The following is a 13,701-nucleotide window of genomic DNA, read 5'->3' on the forward strand; positions in this document are numbered from 1 at the left end:
CCGACAGCTTAACTGCTCACCTCGCTTGCTGGAACGCTCGCAGCCCGTTGAACGCCTGCTGGCGCACCTTGTTCTGCAGCATCGGCGACCAGCCCAGCAACACCCCTGGTGCTCCGAGCGCCTGACGCGACCAGCGCCACAGGTCGAAGCTGTCGTCGTGCTGGCAGATCAGCCCATCGCGAATGACGAAGCGCGCCTGGATATCATTGACCACGGTACGGCCAGTCTGGCTGAACAGGTAAGTGGCCACCCAGTGCGCACAGCCGCTGCGCTCATCGGCACGGACTTGGTCGAAGGTCAGCGAGAAATCCTTGGCACGGCTGGTCAGCATGCGCCACATGTCACCCGCGTCACGGCCGCGCAGCGTGCCGAACACCGGGTCGCTGAAGACGATGTCGTCGCTGTAGCAGGCCACCATCGCCTCGGCGTCAAGGCGCTGGAAGGCCTGATAGAAGCGAGTGATCAGGTCGCGGTTGGCGTCAGTCATGGGAGCAGGTCCGTCCTGGGAAAGGGAAGCTGCACGATAATCTGCACCGCTTTCTTTCGCCAGTGCTCGCCGCTTCGCGGGTTCACCCGCAAAGCGGCGAGCACCGCCTTCAGCGTTTTTCGCTGGTCACCTGCACATGCAACGCCCGCCCGGCGCCAAGCCCGAATACGATGGCGCCGATGCCAAGCACCGCAAAAATCCACCCCACCGCCGCCCAGCCTCCGGTCAGGTCATGCACCAGGCCGACCGCAAACGGGCCCATGGATGCCAGCGTATAACCCACGCCCTGAGCCATGCTCGACAGGTTCGCCGCCACATGGGCATCCTTCGAGCGCAGCACGATCAACGTCAGGGCCAGGGCGAACGTGCCGCCCTGCCCCAGCCCCAGCAGCACTGCCCAACCCCACAGCCCGTCGAGGGGGGCATACAGGCAACCGAACAGCCCCGCCAAGGTGACCAGCATGACCATCACGATGGCCAGCCGCTGGTCCTTGCCCCGGGTCGCCAACCACGGGGCGCTCAGCGAGCTGATCAGCTGCACGATGACCGAGCCGGACAGTACCAGGCCTGCTTCGGTCGGGCTCAGGCCACGCCCAATGAGGATCGACGGCAACCAGCCGAAGACGATGTACGCCAGCGACGACTGCAGCCCCATGTACAGTGTTACCTGCCACGCCAGCGGGTCACGCCACAGCCCGCGTACGCGGTAGGCGACCTTGTGCAGGCCGTGGCCCTGGCGGGCTTGCGGTGTCCAGACGAGCATGGCCAGCAGCGCCGGTAGCATCCAGAAGCCCAGGCCAAGGGCCCAGCTGCCATCGAAGTGCTGCGTCAGCGGCACGGTAGCCCCTGCCGCCATGGCCGCACCCAGGCACAGGGCCATGGTATAGACCCCGGTCAAGGTGCCCGCGTGCTGCGGGAAATCGCGCTTGACGATACCGGGCAACAGCACACCGATGATACCGATGCTGGCCCCGGCCAGAATGCTGCCGACGAATACACCGACCGCCCCCAGGGCGCTGCGCACCACGATACCCAGCGCCAGGGTCAACAGGATGCCGAGGATCACCCGCTCGCTGCCGAAGCGGCGCGCCAGCACGGGTGCCAGGGGTGCAAACAGCCCGAGGCAGAGTACCGGCAAGGTGGTCAGCAGGCCGGCCTCGGAGGCATTCAGGCCCAGCCCTGCAGAGACCTGCCCGAGCACCGGCGCCATGCTCGACAATGCCGGGCGCAGGTTCAATGCCACCAGCACCAGGCCCAGCAGCAACAGCCACGGGCGCTTGATCATCGGCGGTTGTTGTTGCACCAGGGCATCGTCGGCCTCGGCGTCGATCAGTAGTTCTTCCGGTTCACACCCGCGGGCAGGCGCGTCTCGGGTCAATGGTTCAGCCATGGCCTTCTCGTCTTCAAGATTCAATAAGCGTCCGGCTCAGGGCCTTGGCCCGCTCCGGATCGCGTTGTTCGATGGCGTCGAGGATCTGCCCGTGCAGGTCGAAGGTCGCCTGGCTGCGTGGCACGGTCGCCATGTTGTGTTGCAGCGCTGCGGCCACCACACCGGAAAAGTAGCGATACAGTTCGCTCAGTGCCGGGTTGTGCGCGGCGTCGATCAGGCGTTGGTGAAACACCAGGTCGCAGCTGACATAGGCATCGACATCCCCGTGAAAATGCCCGGCACTGCCTGCCAGTGCAGCGCGCAGGCCCTGCAGGTCCTCGTCGGTACGGCGCAACGCCGCCAGGCCGATAGCCTCGGACTCGAGGATGTGCCGGGTTTCGCGGGCCTGCTCCAGCGTGCAGCGCGACATGGCCTGCACGGCCTGTAGCGGGTCCTGGCAGGTGCGCAGGTAGCTGCCGTCACCCTGGCGGACTTCCACCAGGCCGCTGAATGCCAGCACGCGCATGGCTTCACGCACGGTATTACGGCTGATGCCCAACTCCAGTGCCAGTTCCGGTTCGGTCGGCAGACGCTGCCCGACGTGCCAGTCGCCTTGCAGGATGCGCTCACGCATGCGTTCGACTGCCAGTTCGACCAGGGAGCGCTTGGTCAATTCGCTGCTCATTTCAATTCAACCAATCATCCGATGAATTTGCAGAGCTTAATGGAACGCCTTCCAGACATCAAATCAACTGGCATTTCTACCAGTTGTCAGCAGAGCGCCTTGTTGCAACGCTTGCCACGACTCTCTCAAGGCCCCATCAATGTCCCTGCAAAAAGTACTGCGGCTGATTCCCCTGATTGCAGCCGGCCAGCTAGTCGCACTGTTCTTCAAAGGGTGCGACGCCAGACAACCGCCACTCCAACCCAAGACGCTGATCATCGGCATGGACGGTGTTCAACTGCAGCACTATGAACAACTGGGCAGCGATACCCACCTGCAGAAGCGCCTGTTCTACGGCAAAGCCTATGCAGGAGGCATAAACGGCCGCGCCAGTGAACAGGCTACGATCAGCGGGCCTGGCTGGATGACCTTGCTCACCGGCGTATGGGCCAACAAGCATGGGGTGGTTTCCAATAACGAATCCTTGCGGGTCGACCCTGAGTTCCCCAGCCTATTCAAGCGGCTACGTGATGCTCTGCCGAACGCCTACCTCTCCAGCGTCGGCAACTGGTCGCCGATCAACACGGCTTTCCTGCTGGAGGACGCGCAAGGCAACAATGTGCGTGAAAGCGGTCTGAGCGATGAACAGGTGACCGCGCGAACCCTGGACATCCTCGATAACACACCTGCCGACTTTACCTTCATCCAGCTCGACGAACCCGACGAAGCCGGGCACGCCAGTGGCTTCGGCCCTGCCTACCAGTTCGCCCTGCGTGAAGCCGATGACAAGCTGGGGCGCCTGCTGGACAAAGTCGAGGAGCGTGCCTACAAGCACCCACAGGAGGACTGGCTGGTGATCGTCTGCACTGACCACGGACGCGATTATTGGGGTTCAGGCCATGGCGGGATAACCGAGCAGGAAAAGACGGTCTTCATTGCCAGCAACAAGCCTTTGAACGAAGAGCTGCACCAGCCGAGCATTCCATACGACAACCCAGGCCCGAACAACCTGTATGGCTACGCGGCGCAGACCTCCGTGGCCCCGACCGTGCTCAGGCACATGGGGCTCGACGTATTGCCGGAATGGAAGCTTGACGGCACCCCACTGCTGGGCGCTACCGGCGTGCGCAAGGCACGGGCCATCGAAGGCGACGCCAAGCTGCTGTGGAACAGCGACTCACAAGGCACCGTTATCATTCACAGAAATGGTCAGGTAGTGGCGAATGTGCAGGCCTACCTGCAGCAATGGACTGACCCGGAAGGTATGCGCCAGGTCAACGATTACGTGCTGCAACTGGATGACACACCCGTGGCGGTGCGCACCCGGCCACTCAGCGAACCGGACAGCAGCGACTGATGTGCGGGCGTGGCCGGCAGGAACGAGCTCACCCGCCCTGCCGGTCGCCGCGTTCAGTCCAGCGCGTCGACCAACGCCTGGTTCATCTCTGGCGTGCCGATGGTGATACGCAGGAACTGGGCAATCCGCTCCTGCTTGAAGTGACGCACGATCACCCCTTGTTCACGCAGGCGCGCCGCCAACTGCGCGGCATCCTGCTGCGGGTGACGGGCAAAGATGAAGTTGGCCGCCGATGGCAGCACCTCGAAGCCCTTTGCAACCAGCTGCTCCACCAACGCTTCACGGCTGGCGATCACCTTGCGGCAGGTTTCCTCGAAGTAGGCCTGATCTTCGAACGCCGCCGCTGCCCCCACGATGGCCATGCGGTCGAGCGGATAGGAGTTGAAGCTGTTCTTGATCCGCTCCAGCGCCTCGATCAGGTCCGGATGGCCGACGGCCAGGCCCACTCGGAGTCCAGCCAGCGAACGCGACTTGGACAAGGTCTGGGTGACCAGCAGGTTGTCGTAGCGATCGACCAGGCTGATGGCAGTCTCGCCGCCAAAGTCGATGTAAGCCTCATCCACAACCACCACCGAGTCACGGTTGGCTTGCAGCAGCTGTTCGATCGCTTGCAGCGGCAGCAGGCAGCCGGTGGGTGCGTTAGGGTTGGGGAAGATGATCCCGGCATTGGGCTTGGCGTAATCGGCGATGCGGATCTGGAACTGCTCATCCAGCGCCACCTGCTCGAAGGCAATGCCGTACAGGCCGCAATAGACCGGATAGAAGCTGTAGCTGACATCCGGGAACAGCAGTGGGCCGCGATCGTGCTGGAACAGACCGTGGAAGATGTGGGCCAGCACCTCGTCCGAGCCGTTGCCGACGAAGACCTGGGCCGGGGTGACGCCGTAATACTCGGCCACGGCCTGCTTGAGCCGGTCGCTGTTCGGGTCCGGATACAGACGCAGGTTATCGTTCAACTCGCCGCGCATGGCCTCCAGCGCCCTGGGCGACGGGCCATAAGGGTTCTCGTTGGTGTTCAGCTTGACCAGACGGGCCAGCTTTGGCTGTTCGCCCGGCACGTAAGGCACCAGCGCCTTGACGAAGGGACTCCAGAATCGACTCATGTTCAGTTCCCCTTGTCTTGGGTCAGGATACGGTATTCAGCGCTGCGGGCATGGGCGGTCAGCGACTCGCCACGGGCCAGGACCGAGGCGGTGTGGCCAAGCTCGGATGCGCCCTGTTCGGAACAGAAGATGATCGACGAACGCTTCTGGAAGTCATACACCCCGAGCGGTGACGAGAAGCGTGCGGTGCCGGAAGTCGGCAACACGTGGTTGGGGCCGGCGCAGTAATCGCCCAGTGCTTCGCTGGTGTGGCGACCCATGAAGATCGCGCCCGCGTGGCGAATCTGAGGCAGCCAGGCCTGCGGGTCGGCAACCGACAGCTCCAGGTGCTCGGGCGCGATGCGGTTGGCCACTTCGATGGCCTGCTGCATGTCGCGCACCTGGATCAGCGCCCCACGGCCGTTGACCGACTTCTCGATGATCTCGGCGCGTTCCATGGTCGGCAGCAGCTTGTCGATGCTGGCGGCCACGCGGTCGAGGAAAGCGGCATCCGGGCTGACCAGGATGGCCTGTGCGTCTTCGTCGTGCTCAGCCTGAGAGAACAGGTCCATGGCGATCCAGTCCGGGTCGGTCTGGCCGTCGCACACCACGAGGATTTCCGACGGGCCGGCGATCATGTCGATACCGACCTGGCCGAACACGTGGCGCTTGGCGGTAGCCACATAGATGTTGCCAGGGCCGACGATCTTGTCTACCTGCGGCACGCTTTCGGTGCCATAGGCCAGCGCGGCAACGGCCTGCGCTCCACCGACGGTGAACACGCGGTCGACGCCGGCGATGCAGGCAGCGGCCAGCACCAGTTCATTGACCTCGCCACGCGGGGTCGGCACCACCATCACCACTTCGGTGACGCCGGCGACCTTGGCCGGAATCGCGTTCATCAGCACCGACGAGGGGTACGACGCCTTGCCGCCGGGTACGTACAGGCCGGCACGGTCCAGCGGGGTGACCTTCTGGCCGAGCACGGTGCCGTCGGCTTCGGTGTACTGCCAGGAGTCCTGCTTCTGCCGTTCGTGGTACATGCGTACGCGATTGGCGGCCTTCTCCAGGGCTTCACGCTGGCTGTCGGTGATGCGGGTCAGGGCCAGTTCCAGGCGCTCGCGGCCAAGGATCAGGTCATCGATGCTTTTGGCGTCAACACCGTCGAAGCGCTGGGTGAATTCAACCAGCGCGGCGTCACCGCGCTCACGCACCGCCTTGATGATGTCGAGCACGCGCTGGTTGACCGCGTCATCGGACACACTTTCCCAGCTCAGCAGATGATCCAGATGTCGGGCGAAATCCGGATCAGCGGCGTTGAGACGGGCAATTGCAGTGGACACGGTCATGGCGAGGGCCTCGATTATTAGCGAATGCTCAGGCGCCCTAGGCTACCAGTCCATCCGCGCGGGCACCCGAGAAAAATGGCTATGACGCGGATAGACGGGCGCGACAGCCGAAGCCGCGCGCAGTAGGTAGAGAATTAGCCGCGGTGTCGCGATTCGACCGCTCCGCGCAGCGTGTCGATCAGGCTCTGGATGCGGGCGTGCTGCATCTTCATGGAAGCTTTGTTGACCACCAGGCGCGAGCTGATCGTAGCGATCAGTTCCTGAGGCTCCAGGCCGTTGGCGCGCAAGGTGTTGCCAGTGTCGACCACGTCGATGATCTTGTCGGCAAGATTGATCAGCGGTGCCAGTTCCATCGAGCCGTACAGCTTGATGATGTCGACCTGGCGGCCCTGCTCGGCGTAATAACGCTTGGCGACATTGACGAACTTGGTGGCGACGCGCAGGCGGCCCTTCGGCTCGGGTGCACCGACCGCACCGGCGGTCATCAGCTTGCACTTGGCGATCTGCAGGTCCAGCGGCTCATACAGGCCCTGGCCGCCGTACTCCATCAGCACGTCCTTGCCAGCCACACCGAGGTCGGCGGCACCGTGCTCGACATAGGTCGGCACGTCGGTGGCACGCACGATCAGCAGGCGCACGTCGTCCTGCGTGGTAGGGATGATCAGCTTGCGGCTCTTGTCCGGGTTCTCGGTCGGCACGATACCGGCCTCGGCCAGCAACGGCAGGGTATCGTCGAGAATACGGCCTTTGGAAAGCGCGATGGTCAACATTGGAACGTCGGTCCTTAAGCGGCTACTGCCGGCCGGGCTGCGACAGCCCGACCGCATTCAATTCGTTGTGGGAGCGGGCTTGCCCCGCGAACACCGGCAAAGCCGGTGCCATGCAACGCGGTGGCTTCTTCGCGGAACAAGCCCGCTCCCACATGCAGACTATCAGCCCGGTACGCGGCGGATTTTTGCGCCGAGCATCTGCAGTTTTTCTTCGATGCACTCGTAACCACGGTCGATGTGGTAGATGCGGTCGATCAGGGTATCGCCTTCGGCGACCAGCGCCGACAGTACCAGGCTGGCGGAAGCACGCAGGTCGGTGGCCATGACCGGTGCACCCTTGAGTGCCGGCACGCCGGTGACGATCGCGGTATTGCCTTCAACCTGGATCTGCGCACCCATGCGGTGCATTTCGTACACGTGCATGAAGCGGTTTTCGAAGATCGTCTCGATGACCGCACCGGTGCCTTCGGCGATGGCGTTCAGCGAGATGAACTGCGCCTGCATGTCGGTCGGGAAAGCCGGGTACGGCGCGGTACGCAGGTTGACGGCCTTCGGCCGCTTGCCGTGCATGTCCAGCTCGATCCAGTCTTCACCGGTGGTGAGGTCGGCGCCCGCTTCCTTCAGCTTCTCCAGCACGGCTTCGAGGATGGTCGGGTCGGTGTCCTTGACCTTGACGCGACCGCCGGTCACGGCAGCGGCGACCAGGTAGGTGCCGGTCTCGATACGGTCAGGCATGACGCGGTAGTGTGCCGACGCCAGGCGCTCGACGCCATCGATGGTGATAGTGTCGGTACCGGCGCCCTGGACCTTGCCGCCCATGGCGTTGATGAAGTTGGCCAGGTCGACCACCTCAGGCTCACGCGCGGCGTTTTGCAGCACGCTGCGGCCTTTGGCCAGGGCAGCAGCCATCATGATGTTCTCGGTACCGGTCACGCTGACGGTGTCGAAGAAGAAGTGCGCGCCGCGCAGGCCGCCTTCAGGCGCCTTGGCCTTGATGTAACCGCCTTCGACTTCGATCTTCGCGCCCATGGCCTCGAGCCCGCGGATGTGCAGGTCGACCGGGCGCGAACCGATGGCACAGCCACCTGGCAGGGCCACTTCGGCTTCACCGAAACGCGCCACCATGGGGCCGAGCACCAGGATCGAGGCGCGCATGGTCTTGACCAGCTCGTAAGGGGCTACCAGGGTCTTGATGGTACGCGGGTCGATTTCCACCGCCAGCTTTTCGTCGATCACAGGCTCGATGCCCATGCGCCCGAACAGCTCGATCATGGTGGTGATGTCGTGCAGGTGCGGCAGGTTGCCCACGGTGACCGGGCCATCGGCAAGCAGGGTCGCTGCCAGGATCGGCAGGGCCGCGTTCTTCGCGCCGGAAATGCGGATCTCGCCGTCGAGACGAGCGCCGCCAGTAATAATCAGTTTGTCCATTGGTGTCTCGCCGCCACGTTGGCTCAGGTGCGCTCAGCCCAGGCTGCGCTGCTGAAAAATTTCATGGTTACCGCATGGATGCTGCCATTGGCGATCCACGGATTCAGGTGAGCATAGATCGCCTGCTGACGTTTGACCGGGCTCAGGCCAGCCAACTCGTCGCTGATCACGTTCAACTGGAAGTTGCAGCCTTCGCCTTCAACTTCGACCCGGGATCCCGGCAATTTCTCTTCAAGGAAGCTCTTAACTTCTACGGCCTGCATGCTCAACCTCAATCGGCGCCCGATGCGCACGGGTCGGCCATCATACAAAAAAGCCCCTCGCCTGCGAAGCCCAACGAAAGGGCGCGCGACCGAGGGGCCTCTCATCACTGCCAAGCCATCAGCTTGCCAGCACCTCATCGAGGTCATAGACCCCGGCGATTTCCCGCATGTCGTCAGGCATGCCGCGCACCTCGACGGCCTTGCCGGCAGCCTGGGCGTCACGAATGAACGCCAGCAGCAGCGACAGGCCAACGCTGGTGGAGCGCGCCACGGCCGAGCAGTCCAGCAGCAGACGCGATTCACGGCAGGCGCCGATCAGCGCCTTACCCTGCTTGCGCAGGGCTGGCCCGCTGCGGTAATCCAGTTCGCCGGCCAGGCATAGCACGCCCGGCTCGGCCATGGTTACAGCGGCCTCGCTCATTTGACGGTCTTCTCTGGCGAGTTGTCGGCAGCTTCCTTGGCCTTGGCCACTTCGCCGGCCCAGCCGTCGATGGTCTTGTCCAGATCGTTGCCATTACGCTGCATGGCATCGGCGAACTGGTCGCGGAACAGCTTGCCGATGTTGATGCCGTTGACGATGACGTTGCGTACCTTCCACTCGCCGCCCAGGTTCTCCAGGGTGTACTGCACCGGATAGACCGCACCGTTGTTGCCGGTCACCTTCATGCCCACACTGGCGCGCTTGCCGTCGTCAGCCTTGGCCGGGTCGACGCTGATGCCCTGGTTGTTGTATTCCAGCAGCGCGTTGCCATAGAACTGGAACAGGCTGCGCTTGAAGTTCTCCTGGAAGCGCTGAATCTGCGCAGGGGTGGCCTTGCGCGAGTACTTGACGGTCATGATGCTTTTCGAGATGCCTTCGGCATCCACTACCGGACCGAGAATGCGGTTGAGCGCATCGTAGAAGGCATTCGGGTTGGTCTTGTACTGCTCTTTGTTGGCTTTGAGGTCGCTGAGCAGCTCAGTGGTGGTGCTCTGAACCACGTCGTGCGGCGACTGCGCGGCCAGGGCCATCAGGGGGAAGGCCGCCAGCAGCACCAGCAGGCCACGTCGCAGGATCGAAATCATGGAAACTCCTTAATTAGCCGGTTGCGCTTCTTTTGGTTCCTTGCCAACGGAGTTGAGCAGGAACTTGCCAATCAGATCTTCCAGCACCAGCGCCGACTGTGTGTCATGGATGGTCGAGCCATCCTTGAGCACGTCTTCTTCACCGCCCACGCTGATACCGATGTACTTCTCGCCAAGCAAGCCGGCGGTCAGGATCGAAGCAGTGGAGTCGGTCGGCAAGTTGTTGACCGCCTTGTCCAGCTGCAGCGTCACACGACCGGTGTAGGAATCACGGTCCAGATCGATGGCGGTGACCTTGCCGATGGTGACACCGGCCATGGTCACTTTAGCTCTGACCGTCAAACCCGCGATATTGTCGAAGTACGCATAAACTTTATAGGTATCGCTGCTCGGGCTGGCCGACAGCCCGCTGACACGCAGGGCCAGCAGCAGCAGCGCCAGGATCCCGGCCAGGAGGAACAGGCCGACACCGATTTCCAGGGTGCGGTTTTGCATCAGAAATCTCCAAACATCAAGGCGGTCAAAATAAAGTCCAGACCCAGTACTGCCAATGAGGCATAGACCACGGTCTTGGTGGTGGCGCGGCTGATCCCCTCTGAGGTGGGTTCGCAGTCGTACCCCTGGAATACGGCAATCCAGGTCGTGACGAAGGCAAACACCAGGCTCTTGATCAGCCCGTTGAGCACGTCGTCGGTAAAGGAAACACTGTTCTGCATGTTGCCCCAGAACGAGCCTTCGTAGACGCCCAGCCAGTCGACCGCGACCCACGAACCGCCCCAGATGCCGACCACGCTGAAGATCAGCGCCAGCAGCGGCAGCGAGATGAAACCGGCCCACAGGCGTGGCGCAACAATGTACTTGAGCGGGTCGACGCCGATCATTTCCAGGCTCGACAACTGCTCGGTGGACTTCATGTTGCCGATTTCGGCGGTCAGCGCGGAACCGGCGCGGCCAGCGAACAGCAGCGCAGTGACCACCGGGCCGAGCTCACGCAGCAGGGTCAGGGCGACCATTTGCCCGACCGCCTGCTCGGAACCGTACTTGGTCAGGATGCTGTAGCCCTGCAGGGCAAGCACCATGCCGATGAACACGCCGGAAACGACAATGATCGCCAGCGACAGCACACCCACCGAGTAGAGCTGCTTGGTCAGCAACTGGAAACCGCCACCAATGCCGCCACGGCCGATCAGTGCATGGAACAGGAACAGGCACGAGCGCCCGAGCACGGCCAGCACGTCGATCGCCGAGCGCCCGAGCAGGCGAATACGTTCGAGTAAGGATTTTCTGCGCATCACCGCGCCCCCAGCAAATCGGCGCGGTAGTCAGGCGCGGGAAAGTGGAATGGCACCGGGCCGTCCGGGTCGCCTTTCATGAACTGGCGAATGCGCGGGTTGTCCGAGCCCATCAGCTCGTCAGGCGTCCCCTGGCCCAGCACCTGGCCATCACCGACCACATAGATGTAATCGGCGATACTCGCGGTTTCGGCGAGGTCATGGGAGACCACGATGCTGGTGATGCCCAAGGCATCATTGAGCAGACGGATCAACCGCACGAGCACACCCATGGCGATCGGGTCCTGGCCGACGAATGGTTCGTCGTACATGAGGATCTGCGGGTCCAGGGCAATCGCCCGGGCCAGCGCCACCCGACGCTTCATGCCGCCGGACAATTCGTCCGGCATCAGGTCGATGGCACCGCGCAGGCCAACCGCCTGCAGCTTCATCAACACGATGTCACGGATCATTTCGTCCGAAAGCTGGGTATGCACGCGCAAAGGAAAGGCGACGTTCTCGAACACATCGAGATCGGTGAACAACGCACCGCTCTGGAACAGTACGCCCATCTGCTTGCGGGCGTCGAACAGGTCGCTGCGCGAGAGGCTCGGCAGGTTCTGCCCGGCCACCCACACTTCTCCGCTCGACGGCCGTAGCTGCGCGCCCATCAGGCGCAGCAGCGTGGTCTTGCCGCAACCCGACGGCCCCATGATCCCGGTGACCTTGCCACGCGGGATACGGATGTCGACATTGCTGAAAATGCTGCGCGAACCGCGCTTGAAGGTGACTCCCTTCAACTCGACCGCGTAGGCGCTATCCACACTCATCTGGACTCCTTGCTGATGCAGCCTCGCACTTATGGACGCTGGCCCTCATCGTGAAGGCACACGCGCCCCTGGCAGGCCGAATAGCGGCGAACTATAGCACTGCTGACCTCACGCCCCCAAGGGCATGGAACAGGTCGTTCAGGCCATCGACAGGCATTGACGACATTTGAGAAAGCAATCGAAAGGATGAGGCTTTTTTGTATTGCGGCTATAATCGCCGCCTTTTAATCAGGCATTGCTTTTCGACATGAGCCAATCCAGCGAGCTGATCCACTCCGCCCAGCGCACCCTGCGCCTGGAACTCGAGGCCGTTCAAGGCCTGGTGGCCCGCATCGACGCCAATTTCGTCAAGGCCTGCGAGCTGATCCTGGCGAGCAAGGGCCGGGTCGTGGTGGTCGGCATGGGCAAATCGGGGCATATCGGCAACAAGATCGCCGCCACCCTGGCCAGCACCGGCACGCCAGCATTCTTCGTGCATCCGGCCGAAGCCAGCCATGGCGACATGGGCATGATCACCCGCGACGACGTCATCCTGGCCCTGTCCAACTCTGGCAGCACTGCCGAGATCGTGACCCTGCTGCCGCTGATCAAGCGCCTTGGGATCCAGCTGATCAGCATGACCGGCAACCCGGACTCGCCCCTGGCCCAGGCCGCCGAGGTGAATCTCGACGCCAGCGTCACTCAGGAAGCCTGCCCGCTGAACCTCGCCCCCACCTCCTCTACCACTGCCGCACTGGTACTGGGTGATGCGCTGGCGATCGCCCTGCTCGAAGCGCGTGGCTTCACCGCCGAGGACTTCGCCTTTTCGCACCCTGGCGGCGCCCTGGGTCGCCGCCTGCTGCTCAAGGTCGAGAATGTCATGCATGCCGGTGACGAATTGCCCCAGGTACAGTGCGGCACACTGCTCAAGGACGCGCTCCTTGAAATGTCCCGCAAAGGTTTGGGCATGACTGTTATCGTGGGCAGCGATGGCAAGCTGGCCGGGATCTTCACCGATGGCGACCTGCGCCGCAGCCTGGACCGCAACATTGATGTGCACACCACACTGATCGACCAGGTCATGACCGTGCACGGCAAGACGGCTCGCGCCGAGATGCTGGCGGCAGAGGCCCTGAAGATCATGGAGGACCACAAGATCAGCGCCCTGGTGGTCGTGGACAAGGACGAGCGCCCGACCGGCGCCCTGAACATGCACGACCTGCTGCGCGCCGGCGTGATGTAAAGGAGAACGAACCGATGACTGAAGATCTCATGCAACGCGGCAAGGCGATCAAACTGGCCGTTTTCGACGTCGACGGCGTACTGACCGATGGCCGCCTGTACTTTCTTGAAGATGGCAGCGAATTCAAGACCTTCAATACCCTGGATGGCCAAGGCATCAAGATGCTCATGGCCTCGGGCGTAACCACGGCGATCATCAGCGGACGCAAGACCCCGGTCGTCGAGCGCCGGGCGAAAAACCTCGGTATCCCTCATCTTTACCAGGGCCGTGAAGACAAATTGGTCGTGCTCGACGGCCTGCTCGCCGAACTGGGCCTAAGCTATGAACAGGTCGCCTATCTGGGCGACGACCTGCCCGACCTGCCGGTAATCCGCCGGGTAGGCCTGGGGATTGCCGTAGCCAACGCCGCACCGTTCGTTCGCCAGCACGCCCACGGCGTCACCCGGGCACGCGGTGGCGAAGGTGCTGCACGCGAGTTCTGTGAACTGATCATGCACGCCCAGGGCACCCTGGACGCTGCCAACGCCAACTACCTTTAAGGCTG

16 protein-coding genes are annotated in these 13,701 nt (G+C 62.9%); 3 read left to right on the forward strand and 13 right to left on the reverse strand.

The window, feature by feature from the left end; genetic code table 11:
• Positions 1-16 precede the first annotated feature (16 nt).
• From HU738_RS15730 to HU738_RS15740, 3 genes are all read right to left on the reverse strand, one after another.
• Positions 17-487 (reverse strand): nuclear transport factor 2 family protein, encoded by a 471-nt coding sequence (locus HU738_RS15730; protein WP_186603604.1) that lies wholly within the window; start codon positions 485-487, stop codon positions 17-19.
• Positions 488-596: 109 nt separating this feature from the next.
• Positions 597-1,877 (reverse strand): CynX/NimT family MFS transporter, encoded by a 1,281-nt coding sequence (locus tag HU738_RS15735; protein ID WP_186603603.1) that lies wholly within the window; start codon positions 1,875-1,877, stop codon positions 597-599.
• Between the two features lie 13 nt (positions 1,878-1,890).
• The gene (locus HU738_RS15740; protein ID WP_186603602.1) at positions 1,891-2,541 is read right to left on the reverse strand and encodes a FadR/GntR family transcriptional regulator; all 651 of its coding nucleotides are present in this window, start codon (positions 2,539-2,541) and stop codon (positions 1,891-1,893) included.
• Positions 2,542-2,713: 172 nt separating this feature from the next.
• Here HU738_RS15740 and HU738_RS15745 point away from each other — a divergent pair, with 172 nt between their 5' ends.
• Positions 2,714-3,877, forward strand: a complete 1,164-nt coding sequence (locus HU738_RS15745) for an alkaline phosphatase family protein (protein ID WP_437182031.1) — start codon at positions 2,714-2,716, stop codon at positions 3,875-3,877.
• 53 nt (positions 3,878-3,930) lie between these two features.
• Here the strand turns inward: HU738_RS15745 and hisC are convergent, their stop codons facing one another.
• The 10 genes from hisC to HU738_RS15795 all read right to left on the reverse strand — a co-directional run bounded on the left by hisC (position 3,931) and on the right by HU738_RS15795 (position 11,935).
• Complete coding sequence (hisC, locus tag HU738_RS15750) at positions 3,931-4,980, reverse strand: histidinol-phosphate transaminase (protein ID WP_186603600.1); 1,050 nt, start codon at positions 4,978-4,980, stop codon at positions 3,931-3,933.
• Positions 4,981-4,982: 2 nt separating this feature from the next.
• Complete coding sequence (gene hisD / locus HU738_RS15755; protein ID WP_054885961.1) at positions 4,983-6,308, reverse strand: histidinol dehydrogenase; 1,326 nt, start codon at positions 6,306-6,308, stop codon at positions 4,983-4,985.
• A 134-nt stretch (positions 6,309-6,442) separates the two neighbouring features.
• Complete coding sequence (gene hisG / locus HU738_RS15760) at positions 6,443-7,078, reverse strand: ATP phosphoribosyltransferase (protein ID WP_054885960.1); 636 nt, start codon at positions 7,076-7,078, stop codon at positions 6,443-6,445.
• A 162-nt stretch (positions 7,079-7,240) separates the two neighbouring features.
• Positions 7,241-8,506 (reverse strand): UDP-N-acetylglucosamine 1-carboxyvinyltransferase, encoded by a 1,266-nt coding sequence (gene murA / locus HU738_RS15765; RefSeq protein WP_054885959.1) that lies wholly within the window; start codon positions 8,504-8,506, stop codon positions 7,241-7,243.
• 23 nt (positions 8,507-8,529) lie between these two features.
• The gene (locus HU738_RS15770; RefSeq protein ID WP_003255121.1) at positions 8,530-8,769 is read right to left on the reverse strand and encodes a BolA family protein; all 240 of its coding nucleotides are present in this window, start codon (positions 8,767-8,769) and stop codon (positions 8,530-8,532) included.
• A gap of 118 nt (positions 8,770-8,887) precedes the next feature.
• Positions 8,888-9,190, reverse strand: coding sequence for an STAS domain-containing protein (locus HU738_RS15775; protein WP_176508693.1), 303 nt, complete (start codon positions 9,188-9,190; stop codon positions 8,888-8,890).
• Entirely contained in the window at positions 9,187-9,834 is a 648-nt protein-coding gene (locus tag HU738_RS15780; RefSeq protein WP_176508694.1) for an MlaC/ttg2D family ABC transporter substrate-binding protein, read from the reverse strand. The genes HU738_RS15775 and HU738_RS15780 overlap by 4 nt, the downstream gene beginning before the upstream one ends.
• A gap of 9 nt (positions 9,835-9,843) precedes the next feature.
• Entirely contained in the window at positions 9,844-10,329 is a 486-nt protein-coding gene (mlaD, locus tag HU738_RS15785; RefSeq protein WP_054885956.1) for an outer membrane lipid asymmetry maintenance protein MlaD, read from the reverse strand.
• Positions 10,329-11,126 carry a lipid asymmetry maintenance ABC transporter permease subunit MlaE gene (gene mlaE / locus HU738_RS15790; RefSeq protein WP_054885955.1) on the reverse strand — a complete coding sequence of 266 codons (798 nt, stop codon included), beginning with the start codon at positions 11,124-11,126 and terminating at the stop codon, positions 10,329-10,331. Before mlaE ends, mlaD begins: the two co-directional genes overlap by 1 nt.
• The gene (locus tag HU738_RS15795) at positions 11,126-11,935 is read right to left on the reverse strand and encodes an ATP-binding cassette domain-containing protein (protein WP_043213285.1); all 810 of its coding nucleotides are present in this window, start codon (positions 11,933-11,935) and stop codon (positions 11,126-11,128) included. The genes mlaE and HU738_RS15795 overlap by 1 nt, the downstream gene beginning before the upstream one ends.
• 247 nt (positions 11,936-12,182) lie before the next feature.
• On the opposite strand from HU738_RS15795, the gene HU738_RS15800 reads away from it, so the two are divergent.
• Together HU738_RS15800 and HU738_RS15805 are read left to right on the forward strand one after the other, a co-directional pair.
• Positions 12,183-13,157, forward strand: coding sequence for a KpsF/GutQ family sugar-phosphate isomerase (locus tag HU738_RS15800; RefSeq protein WP_176508695.1), 975 nt, complete (start codon positions 12,183-12,185; stop codon positions 13,155-13,157).
• A 14-nt stretch (positions 13,158-13,171) separates the two neighbouring features.
• On the forward strand, positions 13,172-13,696 hold the full coding sequence (locus HU738_RS15805; protein WP_176508696.1) for a KdsC family phosphatase: 525 nt from the start codon (positions 13,172-13,174) through the stop codon (positions 13,694-13,696).
• Positions 13,697-13,701: the final 5 nt, after the last annotated feature.

This window comes from Pseudomonas vlassakiae, from assembly GCF_014269035.2.
In the GTDB taxonomy this organism is placed as follows: domain Bacteria; phylum Pseudomonadota; class Gammaproteobacteria; order Pseudomonadales; family Pseudomonadaceae; genus Aquipseudomonas; species Aquipseudomonas vlassakiae.

Bases quoted from the DNA above. Each gene is read 5' to 3' on its own strand.
- HU738_RS15730 (WP_186603604.1), bottom strand. From the start codon at position 487: ATGACTGACGCCAACCGCGACCTGATCACTCGCTTCTATCAGGCCTTC.
- HU738_RS15735 (WP_186603603.1), bottom strand. From the start codon at position 1,877: ATGGCTGAACCATTGACCCGAGACGCGCCTGCCCGCGGGTGTGAACCG.
- HU738_RS15740 (WP_186603602.1), bottom strand. From the start codon at position 2,541: ATGAGCAGCGAATTGACCAAGCGCTCCCTGGTCGAACTGGCAGTCGAA.
- hisC (WP_186603600.1), bottom strand. From the start codon at position 4,980: ATGAGTCGATTCTGGAGTCCCTTCGTCAAGGCGCTGGTGCCTTACGTG.
- hisD (WP_054885961.1), bottom strand. From the start codon at position 6,308: ATGACCGTGTCCACTGCAATTGCCCGTCTCAACGCCGCTGATCCGGAT.
- hisG (WP_054885960.1), bottom strand. From the start codon at position 7,078: ATGTTGACCATCGCGCTTTCCAAAGGCCGTATTCTCGACGATACCCTG.
- murA (WP_054885959.1), bottom strand. From the start codon at position 8,506: ATGGACAAACTGATTATTACTGGCGGCGCTCGTCTCGACGGCGAGATC.
- HU738_RS15770 (WP_003255121.1), bottom strand. From the start codon at position 8,769: ATGCAGGCCGTAGAAGTTAAGAGCTTCCTTGAAGAGAAATTGCCGGGA.
- HU738_RS15775 (WP_176508693.1), bottom strand. From the start codon at position 9,190: ATGAGCGAGGCCGCTGTAACCATGGCCGAGCCGGGCGTGCTATGCCTG.
- HU738_RS15780 (WP_176508694.1), bottom strand. From the start codon at position 9,834: ATGATTTCGATCCTGCGACGTGGCCTGCTGGTGCTGCTGGCGGCCTTC.
- mlaD (WP_054885956.1), bottom strand. From the start codon at position 10,329: ATGCAAAACCGCACCCTGGAAATCGGTGTCGGCCTGTTCCTCCTGGCC.
- mlaE (WP_054885955.1), bottom strand. From the start codon at position 11,126: ATGCGCAGAAAATCCTTACTCGAACGTATTCGCCTGCTCGGGCGCTCG.
- HU738_RS15795 (WP_043213285.1), bottom strand. From the start codon at position 11,935: ATGAGTGTGGATAGCGCCTACGCGGTCGAGTTGAAGGGAGTCACCTTC.
- HU738_RS15800 (WP_176508695.1), top strand. From the start codon at position 12,183: ATGAGCCAATCCAGCGAGCTGATCCACTCCGCCCAGCGCACCCTGCGC.
- HU738_RS15805 (WP_176508696.1), top strand. From the start codon at position 13,172: ATGACTGAAGATCTCATGCAACGCGGCAAGGCGATCAAACTGGCCGTT.